The organism is Campylobacter sp. 107 (assembly GCF_002383835.1).
GTDB classification, from domain to species: domain Bacteria; phylum Campylobacterota; class Campylobacteria; order Campylobacterales; family Campylobacteraceae; genus Campylobacter_D; species Campylobacter_D jejuni.
The window spans coordinates 1-19,384 of sequence record NZ_NXBA01000016.1; the positions used below are offsets into that span (position 1 = coordinate 1).

Consider the following 19,384-nt stretch of genomic DNA (forward strand, 5'->3'; position numbering starts at 1 on the left):
ATCCAAAGCTGTATGTTCTTGGCTTAAGTCTTCTTTTTCGCTTTCACCATCTTCTAAAGTTAAATCTAAATCAGTTTGAGTGTCTTCTTGAGTCTGTTCTTTAATTGTTTCTTGTTCTAAATTGTCATGTTCTAAATTTTGAGTTTCTAAAGTTTTGTTTGAATTATCATCTTGAGCATCATCATCAAAACTCAAATCTTCCATTCCCTCTGAATTTATATCTAAAGAATTTTCATCAGGCAAATCATCTAAATTTAAATTATCTAAATCCAAGCTTATATCAGCATAAGGATTTTCATCATTGCTTAACATTGGCAAATCAATAGATGTATGCTTGTTCGCATCTTTATTATTAAGTAAATTTAAAAAATCTGTAGGTAAAAAAGGTTTTTGTAAAATTTGCGCATCTATATCTTCTACATTTTGATTTCGCGGGGCTAAAAAAATCAATCTATCGCATTTTTCTTTAAGAATTTTTAAAGGTGCTGGAGTATCACTATCTACAACAATCACATCATAATTACCCAAATTTTCACTATAAGCATTAAGTTCTTCAAAATCATAAGACATTTTTTTAGCACTAAGGCTTACAAGTCTTGAAACTACAGGGTTTTCATTTAAAAGTAAAATTTTCATCACTTTAATCCTTAAAAAATAATCGCTATTTTACGATAATTTCATTTATCCTTTCCTTAGGAGAAAAAAAGAGTTTGCATATGAGTAAAAAGTTCTAAAATTAAATTTTTAAAATATTGCATCATAACTAGTAAAATAGCAATCAAAACTACAAAACCTAGAGCTATCTTTATAGGATAGCCAATAACTAAAAGATTAAATTGTGGCATTGTTTTCATCAAAAGTCCAAAAATAACATCGGCTAAAAGTGAAATTCCAAGTATAGGAAAGCTCATAGTAAAACCTATGATGAAAATATTAAACATACCCATATTTAAATAATGCATTAAATTTTCATGCGGATAAAATCCACCTAAACTAATATAACCCAAAGAATGACTTAAAAACAAAAGCATTAAATGATGGCCATCAAAAGCAAGAAAAAACATCAAAGCAAGCAAATTTAAAATTTGTGCCGTAATAGGCATACTCGTTCCAGAACTTGGATCTAATATACTTGCCATAGTAAATCCCATAGTAAAAGCAATCTGCTCACCTGCCATCATAATAATAGCAAAAATAATTTGAAGCATTAATCCTGCTATCATTCCAAAAATCACTTCACTAATAAGCTGTAAAACAAAAAAACTATCTAAATGCAAAGATTCTAATCTAGCCAAAGGATATAAATACATAGTCAAAAATAAAACTATAGTACTTTTTATTACCATAGGAATAGAATTATGTGAAAAAAAAGGAAAAAAAACTATAAGACCACTCATTCTAGCAAGAAGCAACATAAAAGTTACAACATTTTTATCGCCTAAATAATTAACAAATTCCATTGACGTTTATAGTATAAATTTTATCACAAAAACTTGCGAGCTTACTATCGTGAGTTACAAAAAATAAAGCCGCATCATTTTCTTTAACATAAGAAATTAAAAGTTCGATAACATTTTTAGCATTATCAAAATCCAAATTTCCAGTTGCTTCATCAGCAAAAATAATCTTTGGTTTTTTACAAAGCACACGTGCGATACTCACACGCTGTTGTTGTCCGCCGCTAAGCTTTCCTATTTTTTGATGCAAAAGTGTATCAATACCTAACCTTTTTAAAATTTTCTCATCTAAATCTTGACCCGATAAAACACTAGCAAGTTCGATATTTTCTAAAGCTGAAAAACCTTTAAAAAGATAATGTGTCTGAAAAATAATACCAAAATCATAACGGCGAATTTTTAATCTTTCGTTTTCATCCATCTGATAAAGATTAGAACCTTTAAAAAAAACTTCACCTTTTTTTGGAATTAATAAAGAAGAAAGTATATGCAAAAGAGTAGATTTACCACAACCGCTACTCCCTTGAATAGCAATACAATCTTTAGTATTTAAAGTAAGATTTAAACCCTCAAAAAGCGGATAATCAAAACTATGGCTTAAATTTTCCGCTCTTAAGAGTTCCATGTTTAACCGTTTTTAAAGTTGTGCAGCAACTTCAGCCGCAAAATCTTCAGTTTTCTTTTCTAAACCTTCACCAACTTCAAAGCAAATAAATTCTACAATTTTAATTTTTCCACCAAATTCTTTTTCTTTTTCGGCAATTACTTGTTCTACAGTTTTTTTGTCATCCAGTACATAAAACTGACCCATTAAAGTAAGTTTGCTATCGAGTTGAGAATTATCAGCTATAAAGCTATTCATTTTACCTGGAATGATATTATCCCAAATTTTTTCAGGTTTACCTTGAGCTTTAAGTTCTTCTTTGATTTTTTCTTCAGCTTCTTTTAAAATTGCATCGCTTAATTGTTTGCGACTTGCAAATTGAGGAATTTTATGTTCAGGTTTATTTGGATCTTTCAGTCTGCGTCTTTCTTCATTTTCTTTTTCAAGTTCAGCAACCAAAGCTTTGTATTCATTTTCAACAAAAGTCATATCCAAATCTTCATAACTTAAATAACTTGGTCTCATTGCTGCAATATGCATACAAATTTGTCTTAACAAATCTCTTGATTTTGAAGCCACTTCAGTGCTATCACAAGCTGCAGCGATCACAACGCCCACACGGCCATTTGTATGGATATAACCATTTACAACGCCGTTAGCACCTGCTTTTAAAGTTGCAAATCTTCTTACAACTAGGTTTTCTCCTATAGTTGCAATTTGACTTTTTAAATATTCTTCAAATTTTACACCATTAATCGTACTTGAGTGAAGTTCTTCTACACTTTGCAAGCTATTGCTTTGAATATGAGCTGTAGTGTCTTTTGTTAAAGCAATAAACTGATCATTTTTTGCCACAAAATCTGTTTCGGAATTAATCTCACTTACAGTTGCACTTGTAAAATCATCACTTACTTTTACACTTACTAAACCTTCTGCAGCAAGTCTATCTGCTTTTTTAGCAGCCTTACCTAAACCTTTTTCTCTTAAAAGTTGTACTGCTTTATCAAAATCTCCATTAGTTTCACTCAAAGCATTTTTACAATCCATCATCCCCGCGCCTGTACTTTCGCGGAGTTCTTTTACCATTGCAGCAGTAATTTCAGCCATTATTCTTGCTCCTCACCGAAGTCTTCTTCGCTCATCGCTTCATCTAAAACTTCTTTTTTCTCTTCATCGGTAATTTCTTTTTCTTCATTTGCCAAAACTTCACCATCTTGTTCTCTTAAAGCTTTTCCTTCATTAATCGCTTCAGCCATTTCTTGGCAGAAAAGTTGCACTGAACGAATTGCATCATCATTTCCTGGAATAGGATAAGTTACCAAATCAGGATCACAGTTTGTATCTAGTGGAGCTACAACAGGAATTCTTAATCTATTTGCTTCTTGAACAGCTATTTTTTCTTTTACTGTGTCAATAACAAAGATCATATCAGGTTGAGTTTTCATATAACGAATTCCACCTAAATAAGCTAATAATTTTTCTTTTTTCCTTATAAGCATTAAAGCCTCTTTTTTAGTTAAAAGCTTAATACTTCCATCTTCTTCCATTTTTTCAATTACTTCTAATTTTCTAATTGATTGGCGAATAGTACCAAAATTTGTCATCATACCGCCAAGCCATCTATGATTTACATAAGGCATACCGCATTTTTCAGCGTATTCTTTAATCGCTCCACCTGCTTGTTTTTTTGTTCCAACAAAAAGTATAGTTTTTCCTTCAGCGGCAGCATCACGAACGATATTATAGGTATATCTAAAATATCTTAAAGTTTTTTGCAAATCAATTACATAAATACCTTTTCTCTCGCCAAAAATGAATTTTTTCATCTTTGGATTCCAGCGTCTTGTTTGGTGTCCAAAATGCACACCGCATTCTAATAAATCTCTCATACTAACCATGAGTTTCTCCTTATAAATTTAGCTTTATTCCTCCACATCCCTTAATTTACACAAGCTAAAAAGGATTGATGTGTGTGAAATGAAGCTAATATTCTATCAAATTTAAGTTTAGTTTTTACTTATATATGTAGTCCTTGGTAAGGCTTAGATTATTATTGATTTCTTTTGTGATTAAAAATTGGAACAAATCCACGCTTCCAACACGAAAAGCAGAGGCACAAGAACGAAGGTATAAATCCCACATTCTTATAAATTCTTCATCATATTTTTCCCTTACCTTGTCCAATACTTTGTTAAAATTTTCATCCCATAAATCTAAAGTTTTTGCATAGTGCATTCTTAAACTTTCTGCTAAAAGAAGATGAAAATCCCACTCACTCATAGCACTTACAACCTCTCTTAAAGAAGGTAAATATCCTCCTGGAAAAATATATTTATCTATCCAAGCATTTGTTTTTCCTTCAAACATGGCTAAAATAGAATGTAAAAGCATAGAACCTCCAGGTTTTAGCACTTGTTTTACTTTCATGAAATAAAGTCCTAAATTCTCTTTGCCTACATGTTCAAACATACCCACAGAAACAACTTTATCAAAATAATTTTCAAATTCTAAATCTTGATAATTTTGAAGTCTTATTTCTATTTTATCTTCAAGACCAAGTTCTTTTACTCTTTCCTTAGCTTTTTTACACTGCTCCTCTGAAATAGTAATTCCAACAACCTTAACTCCATACTTTTGAGCCGCCATAATAGAAAGCCAACCCCAGCCACAACCTATATCTAAAAGCTTTTCTCCTTCTTTTAAATCAAGTTTTTTAAGAGTATGTTCTATTTTGTTAATTTGAGCTTCATAAAGAGTATTATTAGGCTCTTTAAAATAAGCGCAAGAATAGCTCATAGTATCATCAAGCCAAAGCTTATAAAAATCATTACCTATATCATAATGACTTTTGATATTTTTACTTTCCTGTTTTTGGGCTATTTTACTCAAGATATCCTCTGTATTTTTTAAAAAACGCTTATTTGAAAAATAATACAAAACTTTAGCTATTTCATCATAATCACCTTCTATTTCTAGTTTAGACTCCATATAATGTTTTGCAAAAACTAAACTCGTATCACTAAATAATTTTAAAAAAGGTATTTTTTCTTTGAAAATTAAAGAAAATTTAGCAGGCTGATTACCCACATGAAATTCTTCTTGATCCCAAAATACAATTCTAAAATTTCCATAATTCCATTTTGAAAGAATAAATTTAATCATTTGTTTTTCAAGCATGACATACTCCAACTAATAAAAATTATTATTTGATAGTATCTCTTAATTAAGTTTAAAATTTGATAAAATTGAAGAAAAGATAGAATTTTTGCCACAGATATAAAATAGTGGCAAAAATTTTATAATACTAATGTAATTTAGACCAAACAGAACGCTTCCAACCTATAGCAAAAATACTTAAAATTACAAAGAATATCATTACATAAATTCCTGTAGTTTTTCTTTCTTCTTTTTTGCTATCACCCACTTGATCAATATAAGATACAACCTTAGCCTGTGCAGCTTCTGTTAAACCTACTCTTGGCATAGCGGTTCCTGGAAGAAGTTTTTGAGTATTATTAATAAAATCATGTAAATATTGCTCACCACGAGATCTTATCATCATAGAAAGATCAGGCGGAACAGAACCTAAATAAGTTTTTAAATCATTTTGATTTGATAGAGTAAAAAAGCTATCGTATTTCATATCATGACAACGTCCGCAAGCCTCAATAAAAGTTGCTTTATCTTTAGCAAATTTTATATCTTTTTCCATTAAAGCCACTCTTTGAGCACTATTTTCCATTTTAGCATATTTTGCCTCAACATCTTTCTTAATAGTAGCATCTTCATTAGCTTCAAATTTAACACTCACATCTTTAAGATAAGCAATTACATTGGCTATATTTGCATTTGTAGCTTCTTCACTTTCTCCTGAAGTATCTTTATTGTAAGCTGTCATAATAAAAGCATCACCAAATTTATGATCTACTTTTAAAGCAAGCGCAGGATGCATAATCAAAGCTGCTAAAAATTTTTCATCAAAAATAGCACCAGCTGCACTAAGATCAGGTGGTATTACTCCCATAGAAGAATCAGTAATATTAGCTGCTATTCCATCTTCTTTTACACCATGACATGCAAAACAGTTATTTTCAAAAAATTCTTTACCTTTTTTTGCATCACCCTTAGCAAAATCGATCTTTGCAACATCTGCCCAAAGTGTTTCAACCTTGCTTAATTCTTCTTTTGCTTTTTCAAGTTCTCTGTTTGCACTCTCTATTCTTTTAGCATCTCCTGAAGCTTGTGCATCTTTTAGAGCTAATTCTTTAGCTTCAACTATACCTTTTGCAAAAGTAGTATCTTCAACAGCAAAATCAAAATTTGCAGGAGCAACATGAGGTTTCATCACTGAATGAGCATAAGGCTCTACCCCCCAATATACAAGTGCAGTAAAAACCACTACAACTAAAAATATTTTTATTTCTCTCATTGTTTAGCTCCTTTTCTCTCCATAATAGTAATAACCGGTAAAACTACAATAAGTAAAAGTAAAAATACTATAGAAGCATAAAATCCTACCCAAGCATTTACACCTGTTGGAGGTAATTTTCCATAAACTGTTAAAACAATTAAATCGATAAGCAATATCCAAAACCAAATGAAAAATAAAGGTCTTTCATGAGCTGGTTTTACAACATCACTTCTATCAAGCCAAGGAAGCAAGAAGAAAATCACTTGAGCAATACCAAATGCAGCCAAACCTATATCAAAAGCTTTAACACCTGCAATATCAAAGAAAAATCCTCTTAAAACTTCATAACTCCATAAGAAATACCACTCAGGATAAATATGAGCTGGTGTTTTAAGTGCATTAGCTGGATCAAAATTAATTGGATCCATTGCAAATTCAAATTTAAAACAGACCAAATAAAAGAAGAAAATCATAAAAAAGCTTATATACATAAAATCTTTTGATAAAAATCCTGGCCAAAAAGGAATCACTTTAGAACCCTTTGTGTCACCTGCAATGTATTTTTCAGCCTCTAAATCAAAGTCAAGTTCTTCAGAAATTTCATTATTAACATGAGGAATTCTTAAAGAATAGAAGTGAAATGCTATAATAGCAATGATAACTATAGGAAGCAAGCACACATGAAGCATAAAAAATCTTGTTAAAGTTGGATCAGAAACCGCATAATCTCCACGAATCCAAATCACAAGCTCAGGGCCAATAAATGGTATCCCTCCAAAAAGATTAGTGATTACTTGAGCTGCCCAATAACTCATTTGTCCCCAAGGAAGCATATACCCACTAAAAGCTTCAGCAGAAAATACAACAAACAAAAGCATACCGCTAACCCAAATCATCTCACGACCTTTCTTATAAGAACCGTAATAAATTCCTGTTAGCATATGTATGTATATAATCAAAAATACAACAGAAGCGGCAACACCATGCATGTGACGCCAAAGCCATCCATAATCCACCTCTTGCATAATAGTCTTATTCACACTATCAAAAGCAAGTGCAGTATCTGGTTTATAATACATCACAAGTAAAAGTCCTGTAACAAAAAGCACTGCAAAAAGAGTGGTTAAAATAACCCCCATTGCCCAAAGAAAGTTAATTTGCTTTGGTATCCAATACTTTACCATTAAAACATCAAGCAGTTTATGTACCGCAAGTCTTTGATCAAGCCAATCTACAAGACCATTAGCTTTTCTAATTTGTGCCATCTTAAGCCTCCGCTATCATTTTTCTATATTCAGGACCCTCTTCACCTAAAACAAGCTTGGTTCCATCAATTTTAAAAGGAGGAATTTCAAGAGGCTTTGGAGGAGGTCCAAAGACATTTTTTCCACTTGTGTCAAATTCTCCACCATGACAGGCGCATTTAAACAATTGCTCACTTGGTTGGTAAGCAGGTATACAACCCAAATGCGTACAAAGTCCTATAACCACAGTATAAGCTGCGTTATCTACCACAACATCACGTTTTTCATCTTTTGGCATACTCGCATCTTTTTTTAATATAAAAATAGGCTTTTTACGCCATTCTATAGTTCTAAGCTCTCCATCTTGCATTCCTGATAAATCTACTGTAGTAAAACCTGCAGCTTTAACACTTGGAAGCGGATCCCAAGTTTTTTTCATCGCAACAAGTGAGAAAACACCGCCTACAGCAGCTACGCTTCCAAATGCAAAGCCCATAAAGCTTCGTCTACTCTCAGATGTAGCCATAACTTGCTCCTTTCGATTTTATTTTTTAACCAAGTTAAAAGTTTATCGAAATTAAAATAAATTTTTTCTTTGTTTAACAAGTTTTGATATTTAGACAATAAGAGCAAAAAGAGAAAAAACAAGCACAGGTAAAGTTATCAAAAAGCCAAATTTACAATATTGCCAAAAAGAAATATTAATGCCTTTTCTAGCCAAAACTCCAAGCCAAAGCAAAGTTGCTAAAGAACCTATTGGCGTAAGTTTTGGACCTATATTTACACCTAAAAGATGTGCATAAATCATCAAAGAATCAAAAGAAAAATTCTCAAAATATTCTTTTAATGCCAAATCTCCGATTAAAACCATAGGCAAATTATTAAACACAGAAGATCCAAAAGCTGAAATCAAAGCCACACCAAAAATTCCACTCTTATCTTGCATCAAAAAAGCATAGCTTTTAACCAAAATTTCACTCACACCTATTTTATGTAAAGCAAAAACCACCATATAAAGCCCAAAACTAAAAAGCAAAACTCCATAAGGTGCTTCAAAAAGAATTTTAATACTTTTTTTACCTTGAATTTTTAAAACAATAAGCCAAAAAATTCCCGCCCAAAGCAAAGCAAAAAAACTTATTTTAATATTAAAAATTTCACCTATAAAAAAACTAATAACAAAAAGAAATAAAAATACTATGCAAAGAAAAAACAATTTCAATGAAATTTGCTCTTTTTTGATTAATTTAAATTCAAGCCTTTTAGGTAAAACTCTCACATAAAGCACAAAAACCGTAACTATAGTAGAAAGCAAAACAAAAAAATTTGGCAAAAACATATTTTTAGCAAATTCTAAAAATTCTATCTTAAAATAATTTGCTGTGATGATATTGGTTAAATTTGAAATAACCAAAGCGTTTGAACTTGCATCACATAAAAAAGAAAGACTAAGTAAAAAAGAACTTAAAATAAAAGCATGATTTTTACAATCTTTAAGAGTTGAAAATAAAGCTATAATAATAGGTGTAATGATTAAAATCGCTCCATCGTTAGCAAAAAATGCAGAAAGAAAAAATACAAAAATCAACAAAAATAACATCAATTTTTTTGTACTGATATAAATTTTTTCTTGATTTTTCTCTCTAGAAAAATGCAAAATTTTACTCGCAATAAAATCAAAAAATCCCAAAGCTTCCAAGCTAAAAGAAAGGATAATCAACCCAACTAAAGTTAAAGAACTATCCCAAACCAAAGAAAAAACAAAACAAACATCTTTAAAATCTACCAATTGAAAAATAAAAACAAAAAAAGCCCCCAAGCTAGAAAATACCCAAATAGGTAAATTCCATGGACGCCAAAAAAGTAAAACTAAAGTAGATAAAAAAATAAAAAAAGCAAGCATTTAAGCTTTTTTCTTTTGCATTTTGATATAAATTTGCAAAATATCCAACGCTGCAGGAGTGATTCCACTGATTTGACTTGCAGCAAAAATGGTTGGAGGTTTATGATGATTAAGCTTTTCTACAACCTCATTACTCAAACCACTTACACTTTTAAAATCAAAATTTTCAGGAATTTTAAGCTCACTAAGATTTTTCATTTTTTCTACTTGAGCTTTTTGCATACTAATGTAATGATAATACTTTGCCTCATTTAAAATCTCTCTTAAGGAGTAATGATCCATAGTTTCAAATATAGGGTCAAGTTTTTTTAATTTTTCCATATCAAAACTTGCCCTTGCAACAATTTTTTGAAGATTGACTATAGAAGAAATTTTATCTTCTCCCAAACTCTCTAAAAAAGCATTATTTTGGTTGTTAGGTGTGAATTCTTTAGAAAGTAAAAATTCGAGTCCTTTTTGAAGATTGTTTGCGATATTTTGTATATAAGTAAAATCTTGCTCGCTTAAAAGCCCTAAATCATAGCCATATTTTCCAAGTCTAAGTATAGCATTTTCTTCCCTTAAAAGCAGTCTAAATTCCGCTCTTGAAGTAAACATTCTATAAGGTTCTTTTGTACCTTTTATTACTAAATCATCGATTAAAACTCCTATATAAGCTTCATCACGCCTTAAAATCAAAGGCTCTTTCATATCTATGCTTAAACTTGCATTGATTCCTGCCATAAAGCCTTGTGCTGCAGCCTCTTCATAACCTGTAGTTCCATTAATCTGTCCTGCACAATAAAGATTTTTAATCTTTTTAAGTTCTAAAGTATGCTTAAGTTCAGTTGGCTCTATATAATCATATTCTATAGCATAACCAAAACGGGTTATTTTAGCATTTTCAAAACCTTTTACAGAACGCAACATTTGAGTTTGTACTTCATAAGGTAAAGAAGTAGAAAAACCGTTAATATAATACTCCGTCGCATCGATAGTTTGAGGCTCTATAAAAAGATGATGACTTTCTTTGTCGCTAAAACGATTGATTTTATCTTCTATAGAAGGACAATATCTTGGCCCTACACCTTCAATCTGTCCTGTAAAAAGTGGAGCACGATAAAAATTATTCTTAATAATCTCATGTGTAGTTGTATTAGTGCGTGCGATATAACAAGGAAGTTGAGCAGGATTGAAATTTCTTGAACGAAAACTAAAAGCTTTAGGATTTACATCACCATCTTGAATTTCAAGCATGCTAAAATCAATGCTTTTTGCATCCACTCTTGGACAAGTTCCTGTTTTTAAACGCCCCATTTTCAAACCCAAAGTTTGTAGATAATTTCCTAAATTTACCGAAGCAAGCTCCCCTACCCTTCCTGCTTGAAGTTTATTTTCACCTACATGAATGAGTCCATTTAAAAAAGTTCCTGTTGTTAGGATCACTTTTTTGGCAAAATATGTATTTTCTAAATTTGTTTTTACGCCTTTAACTTCATCATTTTCTACGATTAAAACACTCGCTTGTTCTTGAGAAATTTCTAAATTTGGAAGTTTTAAAAGTTTATTACGCGCAATGATACGGTATTTATCCATATCAATTTGTGCCCTACTTCCTTGAACGGCTACACCCTTACTCTCATTTAAAATGCGAAATTGTATCCCTGCTTCATCGGTGATTTCGCCCATAAAACCACCCATGGCATCAAGTTCTTTTACCAAATGCCCTTTAGCAAGCCCTCCTATAGCTGGATTACAACTTGCCGCTCCTATTTGCTCAATCAATGTAGTTAAAAGTAAAGTTTTTTTACCCATTCTAGCAGCAGCAGCACTTGCTTCAACACCCGCATGTCCGCCACCTATAACAATGACATCAAACATATTTTGCCTTAAAAATGTGAATTATTAAAAGAAAGATTATATAATACTTAGACTTAAAACAAACTCGTTTTAAGTCTAACAAAAAATTATCTAGCTTCTTGAAGAGAGAAAATTAACTCATTATAAGTTTTATCTGCATCTTTGCAGAAATTTTTAAGCATCTCAACACCCTTATTTAAACCTTGTTGTTGTTCTACTCTTAAAAGATCACTATAAAAGCTTTCTATCGTAGAAATAGCGCTTTTATTTGGCATACGACGAACGGAATAATAGCCTATGATATTATTATTAATATCTATTGATGGAGTTACATTTGCAAAAACCCAATAATAATTATTATCTTTGGTTTTGTTTTTTACGTAAGCAAAAATTTCCTTACCCTCTCTCATATAATCCCATAAATATTTAAAAACAGTTTTTGGCATCTCTTCATGTCTTACTATGTTATGAGGTTTATTTAAAACTTCACCCATGGTATAACCTGCATATTTTAAAAAATCATCATTTGCATAAACTATTCTACCTTTTAAATCTGTTTTAGAAGTAATTAAACTATCTTCTTGCAAAAAAATTTCTCTTGACATTTTCCCACCCTCTTAATTTATATTTTTAATTTTGCTAAGATTTCAGCACTTCTTTGCTCTAGTGATTTAATATCATTTACAATCGCATCATAAGCTTTTTGATCGATATAATCTTGACTTGATTCTTCTATTGCTTTTTTAGCATTATCTTTTATAAATTCTTTAGCTAAATTTAACTCAGCTTCAGAGCTAAGCTCATTAATAACACCCTGAGCTCTCTCATCTTGGCAAAGATTAGAAATTGGATCTACACTTTCAAGATTAAAATTTTGAGCCCCATTTAAATTTAAATATATATTTGATTTATAAAGAATATGATCGATTTTAACTACAGACAAAATCAATCTCTTTGCAAAGGATCCAAAATTAATACCAAGAGCACTACTATTTTCTTCTAGACGTTTAAAAGCTTGAGAAAATTTATTAATTCTTTCTTCAGATTCACTAACAATGTTAAAAACTTGCTCACTGCCACTTTGGATATTTACAAAATCTTGTTGCATAGTCTGAATTGCAATAGAAATTTCGCTTGTAGATCTTTGAGTTCTTTCTGCTAACTTTCTAACTTCATCAGCCACAACCGCAAAGCCTCTACCATGTTCTCCTGCACGTGCAGCTTCAATAGCAGCATTTAAAGCTAGAAGATTGGTTTGATCAGCTATATCACGTATTACTTCAACCACTGAAGTGATATTTTGAGAATTAGCCACAAAAGTTTGCACTGTTTCCTTGCTTGAATTTACAACATCCATTAAAGAACCCATAGCACTTTGCAAAGAATCCACTTCTGAGCCATTTTCTGTAGCTGTATGAGTAATGGCATCAACTGTATCATATACATTTTTCATCATACTAATATCTTGATTTAATGAGCTAGAAATTTGAGACATATCTTTATTTTGATTTCCAAGGCTTAAATCCATTAAAGTTCTTGATAAAGCATTTTTAAAAGTAGATCTTGCTGTCACTTCTATGTTTGCTAAAGCTTTATTTATAAATTCGATATTATGAGCAAAAATTCCTTTTAAACCTTCAGGCAAAGCCTTGCGATAAAATTCACCTTTTTGAGAACAAGAAATAGACGTATTAATTTCCCTTAAGTAAGCTTCTAGCCCATCAATAGTATTGTTAAGATTATCTGCTATTTCGGCTAATTTTTTGCTTTTTGTTTTTACATAGATGATTCTATTGTCGAAATTACCCTCTTTTAACTCTCTACAAAGAACCAAAAGTTTATCTATCATTATTTGCTCATCTTTGTGTTGTCTAAACAAATAAATCATTAAAACAGCGATTAAAATAAAAATTATCACTCCAACATAAATATGAAAAAAAATAGCACCTAAAATACCAATAATGCTTAGAAAAATAGTTAATAATAATCCATTTTTCACCATAAATTTACCCCTTTTATTGAAAATTTTTTGAAATCATAAATCAAAACAATACTTTAACGATGCACTGATTTAATTTTTAGTAGAAGATTATATAATAATAAAGATTAAATATATCTTATTTTAATTATTTTCTTGTAAGTTAAAAATAAGCTCATTGTAAGTCATTTTATAAGAACTTACAATATCCATTAAAGCTGAAACTCCAGCATTAATACCTGATTTTTTCTCTTTTTCAAGTAAAATTTTATAAACTTCTTCAATTATAGAAAGAGATTTTCTATTGGGTGCACGACGAACAGAATAATAATTGATGATATTTCCATTAGCATCAAATGAAGCACTTATATTTGCAAAAACCCAGTAAAAATTACCATCTTTGGCTTTATTTTTCACAAATGCAAAAATTTCATCTCCTTTTTGAATATAATCCCAAAGACATTTAAATACAGTGCGTGGCATATCTTCATGTCTCACTATATTATGAGATTTATACAAAAGTTCACCAACTTTATAACCTGCGTATTTTAAAAAGTCATTATTGGCATAAATGATATTCCCTTTAAGATCTGTTTTAGAAGTAATTAAAGCATTTTCAGATAAAACTATTTCTTTCATAATTTAAAATATCCCAACAAAACAAATGAATCAAAATATAAAATTATTACTAATAATAAATAACAAAAAGCAAACTGAATTGCAAAATTATAAAATTTTCAAAACATATTTTAAAATTCATAAATATGCAAATAATGAGAAATTTTGTAACATATATATATAAAATTGTCATATCATATAAAAGAAAGTATTTCTAGATTTGTTTTTTTGTTAAAATTTACGATACACATTGTTAAAATTATATTTTACAAAGATCAAAAGGAGTGAATAAACTTGGAAACTTTAAGTCAAACTTTAGCTGAAAGAAAACCGCCTTTATATAAACGTATTATCAAAAGTCTTGGATTTTGGGTGATTATAGGCATTATTACAGGTATTGTACTTGGCTATACAGATAAAGAATTAGCCATTGCTAGCAAACCAGGAGTTGATTATTTTATAGGTGCTTTAAAGGTTCTTATAGGCCCTATTATTTTTGTTACTTTAGTTTTGGGCATCATTAGTCTTGAAAGTTTAAAAAAAGTAGGTAGCATTGGTGCTAAAGCGGTTATTTACTTTGAAGTTGTAAGTACTTTAGCACTTGCTATAGGTATTTTTATGGCAAATGTTATGCAACCAGGCCATGGAATGAATCTTGATCCAAGTCAACTTGATACAAAAAGCGTTCAAAAATACATTTCTCAAACCACAGAAGTAAGTGCGAGCTCTGAGATTATGCATATTTTAAAAGATGCTATGCCTACTGATATTATCACGCCTTTTACAGAAGGAAAAACCATACAAGTTTTGGTTATTGCTATAATTACTGCTTTGATTATTTCTTTAATGAGAATAGAAGACAAACAGGCAATTCAAAGAGTTTTTGAAGTGGTACAAAATTTTGTTTTTAAAATTCTACAAATCATTATGTATTTTAGTCCTATTGCCGCCTTTTCAGCAATGGCTGTACTCATAGCTCAATACGGAATTGGCTCTTTGATCAACTTAGCATATTTACTTTTAGTAATGCTGATTTCATGTCTTGTTTTTATATTTGGAATCTTAGGTCTGATTTGTTATTTTGCAAAAGTAAATATCTTCAAATTTATGAGATTTATCTCAAGAGAAGTATTGATCGTTTTTGCAACCAGTTCAAGCGAGTCTGCGCTTGCTCCTTTAATGAGAAAACTAGAAAAAGCAGGACTTTCTAAAGCAACAGTCGGACTTGTTTTACCAACGGGATATAGTTTTAATCTTGATTGTACAAATATTTATCTAGCTATGAGCTTAATCTTTCTAGCACAAGCTTTCAATGTAAATTTAAGTTTAGCACACGAAATCAGTATTTTAATAGTATTAATGATAGCTTCAAAAGGTGCAGTAGGTGTAACTGGATCAGGTTTTATAGTGCTTGGAAGTACGCTTGCGGCTCTAGGAAATATGGAAATTTCAGAAGCAAATGCAACCTTAGCACAAGTTCTACCAGTAGCTGCTATAGGTGTTCTTTTAGGTGTTGATAAATTTATGTCTGAAATGAGAGCGGTTGGAAATCTTTGCGGAAATTCAGTAGCAGCTTTAATCGTTGCTATCTGGGATAAACAAATTGATTGGGAAAAATTCCGCTACGCTATGGACAATCCGGAAAAATTTCATAATGCTGGAATGAACTAATGAGTTCTTTGGAGGAAATCATATCGATTAACCTCCTCTAAAGTATTATCTTTTTTTCTAAATTGTTTTAAAAAACTTTCATTGAAATTAAAACTAAATCCAACTTGAACAACAGTATCATCAACAGTCTCTCTTGCACTATAATCACGACGCAATAAATTTAAACTAAATACACTATAAGGAGAGTAAGATACTTGATAATTAGTTTTATCATTATCCTTACTTATATCAAAAGCAAAAGCGGTATAAGTTGGAATTACAAAACTCATTCCAAGCTGTAAATTTTTTTCTGCTTCATTGGGTATATAATAATTACTATAAGCCTTTATAAATTTACTATAACCAAACTCTGTACCAAAGCTTTTAGTATCTTTTTGTTCTTTTTGTTTATCAATAAAACCATTAACTCCAAATAAAAAATCATCTTTTTCATAACGATTGATTAAACCCCCTGAGTAATTATAATTATCTTGAGCCACAAAAAGTTCTTTTTGAAAAAGCAAAGAATTATTCTCCCCCTCATAAAGAGAACTTAAATTTTTAACCTGCGCGTTTTCGTTTTGAAAATCTAAATTCCCATCTGTTTTATCTATACCATTATTATTTTCTAAAGTTTTTGAAAGTAAGCTATCAAAAGTGCTTTTAAAATCCACATTCTCTTCTTGAATTTTTGGAGCTTCTTTGGTATTTTTATAATCAAAGTGCTCCCAAGAATTTTGATTATTATTTTTTGCTAAAGCCTCTGTAAGTTCATCGGCATTGAGTAAAGAAAACAATGCTATTATATAAAAAATACCCCTCATTATTCTTATATTCCTTATTATTTCTTGTTTGAGTATTTATTATAAAAAAATAATATAAATAAAAATTCCACAAAGACTAAAAAATAAAATTAGCAAATTTAAAGTAAATAAGTGTATAATTAAAATAAAAAAGGGTTATTAATGCAAAAAGACAACCTCATAGCTTTTGTTATTTTTATTATCAGTACTATCGCATTTGTTATTTGGGGATTTGGTTATATTTCGCAACATCAATTGATTCTTTTTATTCTTGCTTCTATATTTGGCATTTTTATGGCATTTAATATAGGTGGAAATGATGTAGCCAATTCTTTTGGAACAAGCGTTGGTGCAAAAACAGTAACCATTAAACAAGCTTTAATTATAGCAGCTGTTTTTGAGCTAAGCGGGGCAATCTTCGCAGGCGCAGAAGTTACTAAGACCATACGCAGTGGTATTGTTATTTTTCCAAATTCTTTAGATCCTATGCTTTTTGTTATCATTATGCTTGCTGCACTTTTAAGCTCTGGGGTTTGGATTTTTATTGCAACCAAGAAAGGCTTACCTGTATCAACCACACACAGTATAGTTGGTGGGATTGTAGGTGCTAGCATTATGATGGGGCTTTTAAAATTTGATGGAATCCAAACACTCTCTATGGTTAAATGGAGTGAAATTTTAAGAATAGCTATTTCTTGGGTAGCTTCGCCTCTTTTAGGGGGTATTGTAGCTTATATTATTTATTCATATATTGATAAGAAAATTTTAAAACCATCAGAAAAACTAAATGATGATTTGAAAAATATCAAAAAAGAAAGAAAAAAATTCAAAGAAGAATATTTTTTAAATTTAAAAACAAAATCCCAAGAAGAACAAATCAAAGAACTTTCCGCTATAGCTTTGGATGAAGAAGAACAGGAAAATAATTTCTATAGAAATAAAATGAAGGAATTTAAAGAACAAGAAAAAGATATAGATATTTACTCTATTTTAAAAACTCATATGCCAATCATTGCTTGTATTGCTGCTGCTATCATTTCGGCAATGTTTTTATTTAAAGGTTTAAATAATGTTAGCACTTTGGATATTTTACAAAACTTTTGGATTATTGGAATTATAGGAACTATAAGTTATGTTGTAACATTTGCTATAGTCAAAATCGTTAAAAAAACAGAACTTAATAAAACCACTGATAGAATTTTCTCATGGTTTCAAATATTTACAGCCTCTAGTTTTGCATTTTCACACGGAGCCAATGATATAGCCAATGCTATAGGTCCTTTTGCAGCGATTTTAGATGTCTTAAAAAACGGCACAATTAACGCGACTTCTCCTGTACCTTTTGCTGCTTTAGCTATGTTTGGAGTTGCTCTAGTTGTAGGACTTTGGTTTTTAGGTAAAGAAGTGATTACTACAGTGGGTTCAAAACTTGCAACCATACGCCCTACTACTGGATTTTCTGCAGAACTTGGTGCAAGTATAGTTATACTCTTAGCTACACAATTTGGAATTCCTGTTAGCTCCACCCATATACTCATAGGTGCTATCTTGGGTATAGGAGTGTATAATAAAAACGCAAATTGGATTATGATGAAGCCTATAGGATTGGCTTGGATTATCACTTTACCAGCTGCTGGTATTATGGCAGCACTTGTATTTTTAGGATTTAAACTATCTTTAGGAATTTAAGTAAAGCTTATTTTTCTAAAATATTTTTTCCTTTAATTATATGCATTTTAATCTTTCCAAAAAGTTTATCCTCAGAATAAAGAGAACTTTTTGGAGCAACAATTTCTTCATTCTCATCAAAAAGAACTAGATTAGCTTCTTTTCCGACTTCTATAACTCCACTATTTAAACCTAAAAATTCACTAGGATTTTTACTTGTAAATTGACAAAGCTCTTGCCAATTTAAAAATCCTTCTTTGATTAAAAAAGTATAACAAAGACTTATAAATTCGCATATGCTATGAATTCCAAAAGCCGCTTCATCAAAAGCTAAATCTTTTAAAGAAATTGATTTTGCACTATGTAAGGAAGTTAAAAAGCTAATTTTTCCTTCTTTTAAAGCCACTCTTAAAGCCAAAACATCTTCTTTGCTTCTTAAAGGTGGCATAAGTTTCGCAGCCGTATTAAAATCTTCACAAGCACTATCATCTTTGATAAGATGATGAATGCTTACAAGTTTTAAATCCTTTTCATCTAATAATACTAAAGAATCTTTCAAACTTAAAAGATCAAAAATGACCTTATTTTCATAAAATTTAGCCAATTCTTTCATTTTAGCTATCTGGCTAGTTTCAGCGATTTTACTCATGCCTATAAGCCCTAGCTCAAAACTCATTTCACAATCATTCATCACTCCATTATCATCAAAATCCTTATCATAACAACGCACAAAAATTGGAGAGTCTTTCATAAAAGCATATTGTGAACTTACTTTTAAAGTATTTGCATCTAAAGAGCTGTCAAGCTCTAAAGCACAAGCACCTTTATTTAAAAGAGTGGCTAAATTTTTAAGCTTACCATTTGCATCCTTAACCCGCACGCTTGAAAAAATTTGCATCTTTCTTTGAGCTAAATTTTGTAAAAATAAAGCAAAATTTTCTTCATCAAAATCCATACAATCACGCAAAACTATACTAGAAATTCCTCCTTTTAGACACTCATTTTCTAAAAGTTCTAAATTAGCTAAAGAAAATTTATCGTTTTTTAAACTCACACACAAATCTACAAAAGATGGAAGTAAAGTCATACCTTTAGCATCTAAAATTTCTTCACCTTGTAAATTAGAACCAATATTGGTAATTTTTCCTTCTTTAATCTCTATATCTTGTAAAGAATCTCCATAAATTTTTGCATTTTTAATTATCATGA

At 30.5% G+C, this 19,384-nt stretch carries 17 protein-coding genes and 1 pseudogene; 2 read left to right on the forward strand and 16 right to left on the reverse strand.

Features of this window, described 5'->3' with window-relative positions; genetic code table 11:
* The 14 genes and pseudogenes from BGS40_RS00910 to cetC all read right to left on the reverse strand — a co-directional run.
* Positions 1 to 636: pseudogene (locus BGS40_RS00910) on the reverse strand (hypothetical protein); the annotation flags it as partial.
* A gap of 56 nt (positions 637 to 692) precedes the next feature.
* Complete coding sequence (fliR, locus tag BGS40_RS00915; protein WP_002859266.1) at positions 693 to 1,460, reverse strand: flagellar biosynthetic protein FliR; 768 nt, start codon at positions 1,458 to 1,460, stop codon at positions 693 to 695.
* On the reverse strand, positions 1,447 to 2,082 hold the full coding sequence (locus BGS40_RS00920) for an ABC transporter ATP-binding protein (RefSeq protein WP_002867385.1): 636 nt from the start codon (positions 2,080 to 2,082) through the stop codon (positions 1,447 to 1,449). The genes fliR and BGS40_RS00920 overlap by 14 nt, the downstream gene beginning before the upstream one ends.
* 12 nt (positions 2,083 to 2,094) lie before the next feature.
* Positions 2,095 to 3,168, reverse strand: coding sequence for a translation elongation factor Ts (tsf, locus tag BGS40_RS00925; protein WP_002859268.1), 1,074 nt, complete (start codon positions 3,166 to 3,168; stop codon positions 2,095 to 2,097).
* Complete coding sequence (gene rpsB, locus BGS40_RS00930) at positions 3,168 to 3,959, reverse strand: 30S ribosomal protein S2 (RefSeq protein WP_052803566.1); 792 nt, start codon at positions 3,957 to 3,959, stop codon at positions 3,168 to 3,170. Before rpsB ends, tsf begins: the two co-directional genes overlap by 1 nt.
* A 115-nt stretch (positions 3,960 to 4,074) precedes the next feature.
* Positions 4,075 to 5,238, reverse strand: a complete 1,164-nt coding sequence (locus BGS40_RS00935) for an SAM-dependent methyltransferase (RefSeq protein ID WP_002852655.1) — start codon at positions 5,236 to 5,238, stop codon at positions 4,075 to 4,077.
* A gap of 127 nt (positions 5,239 to 5,365) precedes the next feature.
* Positions 5,366 to 6,490: a cytochrome c1 gene (locus tag BGS40_RS00940; protein WP_052803567.1), complete on the reverse strand. Its 1,125-nt coding sequence runs from the start codon at positions 6,488 to 6,490 to the stop codon at positions 5,366 to 5,368.
* Positions 6,487 to 7,737 carry a cytochrome b gene (locus tag BGS40_RS00945; protein WP_096738237.1) on the reverse strand — a complete coding sequence of 417 codons (1,251 nt, stop codon included), beginning with the start codon at positions 7,735 to 7,737 and terminating at the stop codon, positions 6,487 to 6,489. The genes BGS40_RS00940 and BGS40_RS00945 overlap by 4 nt, the downstream gene beginning before the upstream one ends.
* 1 nt (position 7,738) lies before the next feature.
* Positions 7,739 to 8,242: a ubiquinol-cytochrome c reductase iron-sulfur subunit gene (petA, locus tag BGS40_RS00950; protein ID WP_096738238.1), complete on the reverse strand. Its 504-nt coding sequence runs from the start codon at positions 8,240 to 8,242 to the stop codon at positions 7,739 to 7,741.
* A gap of 90 nt (positions 8,243 to 8,332) precedes the next feature.
* Positions 8,333 to 9,619, reverse strand: coding sequence for an arsenic transporter (locus tag BGS40_RS00955; protein ID WP_052781696.1), 1,287 nt, complete (start codon positions 9,617 to 9,619; stop codon positions 8,333 to 8,335).
* Positions 9,620 to 11,479, reverse strand: a complete 1,860-nt coding sequence (mnmG, locus tag BGS40_RS00960; protein WP_096738239.1) for a tRNA uridine-5-carboxymethylaminomethyl(34) synthesis enzyme MnmG — start codon at positions 11,477 to 11,479, stop codon at positions 9,620 to 9,622.
* Between the two features lie 86 nt (positions 11,480 to 11,565).
* Positions 11,566 to 12,063 (reverse strand): bipartate energy taxis response protein CetB, encoded by a 498-nt coding sequence (cetB, locus tag BGS40_RS00965; protein ID WP_096738240.1) that lies wholly within the window; start codon positions 12,061 to 12,063, stop codon positions 11,566 to 11,568.
* Positions 12,064 to 12,080: 17 nt separating this feature from the next.
* Positions 12,081 to 13,460 (reverse strand): bipartate energy taxis response protein CetA, encoded by a 1,380-nt coding sequence (gene cetA, locus BGS40_RS00970; RefSeq protein ID WP_070300015.1) that lies wholly within the window; start codon positions 13,458 to 13,460, stop codon positions 12,081 to 12,083.
* A 120-nt stretch (positions 13,461 to 13,580) separates the two neighbouring features.
* On the reverse strand, positions 13,581 to 14,075 hold the full coding sequence (gene cetC / locus BGS40_RS00975) for an energy taxis response protein CetC (protein ID WP_096738241.1): 495 nt from the start codon (positions 14,073 to 14,075) through the stop codon (positions 13,581 to 13,583).
* A 273-nt stretch (positions 14,076 to 14,348) separates the two neighbouring features.
* Here cetC and BGS40_RS00980 point away from each other — a divergent pair, with 273 nt between their 5' ends.
* Positions 14,349 to 15,725, forward strand: coding sequence for a cation:dicarboxylate symporter family transporter (locus tag BGS40_RS00980; protein ID WP_002852850.1), 1,377 nt, complete (start codon positions 14,349 to 14,351; stop codon positions 15,723 to 15,725).
* On the opposite strand, the gene BGS40_RS00985 is transcribed toward BGS40_RS00980, so the two are convergent.
* Positions 15,722 to 16,528, reverse strand: a complete 807-nt coding sequence (locus BGS40_RS00985) for an inverse autotransporter beta domain-containing protein (protein ID WP_002887816.1) — start codon at positions 16,526 to 16,528, stop codon at positions 15,722 to 15,724. The two genes, BGS40_RS00980 and BGS40_RS00985, sit on opposite strands and share 4 nt — an antisense overlap.
* Positions 16,529 to 16,669: 141 nt before the next feature.
* On the opposite strand from BGS40_RS00985, the gene BGS40_RS00990 reads away from it, so the two are divergent.
* Positions 16,670 to 18,196, forward strand: a complete 1,527-nt coding sequence (locus tag BGS40_RS00990; protein ID WP_002867379.1) for an inorganic phosphate transporter — start codon at positions 16,670 to 16,672, stop codon at positions 18,194 to 18,196.
* 7 nt (positions 18,197 to 18,203) lie between these two features.
* On the opposite strand, the gene BGS40_RS00995 is transcribed toward BGS40_RS00990, so the two are convergent.
* Positions 18,204 to 19,382, reverse strand: a complete 1,179-nt coding sequence (locus tag BGS40_RS00995; RefSeq protein WP_087704747.1) for a metal-dependent hydrolase — start codon at positions 19,380 to 19,382, stop codon at positions 18,204 to 18,206.
* Positions 19,383 to 19,384 lie beyond the last annotated feature (2 nt).

What these genes read in the sequence shown, in the direction of transcription:
- fliR (WP_002859266.1), bottom strand. Translation starts at nt 1,460, where the DNA reads ATGGAATTTGTTAATTATTTAGGCGATAAAAATGTTGTAACTTTTATG.
- BGS40_RS00920 (WP_002867385.1), bottom strand. Translation starts at nt 2,082, where the DNA reads ATGGAACTCTTAAGAGCGGAAAATTTAAGCCATAGTTTTGATTATCCG.
- tsf (WP_002859268.1), bottom strand. Translation starts at nt 3,168, where the DNA reads ATGGCTGAAATTACTGCTGCAATGGTAAAAGAACTCCGCGAAAGTACA.
- rpsB (WP_052803566.1), bottom strand. Translation starts at nt 3,959, where the DNA reads ATGGTTAGTATGAGAGATTTATTAGAATGCGGTGTGCATTTTGGACAC.
- BGS40_RS00935 (WP_002852655.1), bottom strand. Translation starts at nt 5,238, where the DNA reads ATGCTTGAAAAACAAATGATTAAATTTATTCTTTCAAAATGGAATTAT.
- BGS40_RS00940 (WP_052803567.1), bottom strand. Translation starts at nt 6,490, where the DNA reads ATGAGAGAAATAAAAATATTTTTAGTTGTAGTGGTTTTTACTGCACTT.
- BGS40_RS00945 (WP_096738237.1), bottom strand. Translation starts at nt 7,737, where the DNA reads ATGGCACAAATTAGAAAAGCTAATGGTCTTGTAGATTGGCTTGATCAA.
- petA (WP_096738238.1), bottom strand. Translation starts at nt 8,242, where the DNA reads ATGGCTACATCTGAGAGTAGACGAAGCTTTATGGGCTTTGCATTTGGA.
- BGS40_RS00955 (WP_052781696.1), bottom strand. Translation starts at nt 9,619, where the DNA reads ATGCTTGCTTTTTTTATTTTTTTATCTACTTTAGTTTTACTTTTTTGG.
- mnmG (WP_096738239.1), bottom strand. Translation starts at nt 11,479, where the DNA reads ATGTTTGATGTCATTGTTATAGGTGGCGGACATGCGGGTGTTGAAGCA.
- cetB (WP_096738240.1), bottom strand. Translation starts at nt 12,063, where the DNA reads ATGTCAAGAGAAATTTTTTTGCAAGAAGATAGTTTAATTACTTCTAAA.
- cetA (WP_070300015.1), bottom strand. Translation starts at nt 13,460, where the DNA reads ATGGTGAAAAATGGATTATTATTAACTATTTTTCTAAGCATTATTGGT.
- cetC (WP_096738241.1), bottom strand. Translation starts at nt 14,075, where the DNA reads ATGAAAGAAATAGTTTTATCTGAAAATGCTTTAATTACTTCTAAAACA.
- BGS40_RS00985 (WP_002887816.1), bottom strand. Translation starts at nt 16,528, where the DNA reads ATGAGGGGTATTTTTTATATAATAGCATTGTTTTCTTTACTCAATGCC.
- BGS40_RS00990 (WP_002867379.1), top strand. Translation starts at nt 16,670, where the DNA reads ATGCAAAAAGACAACCTCATAGCTTTTGTTATTTTTATTATCAGTACT.
- BGS40_RS00995 (WP_087704747.1), bottom strand. Translation starts at nt 19,382, where the DNA reads ATGATAATTAAAAATGCAAAAATTTATGGAGATTCTTTACAAGATATA.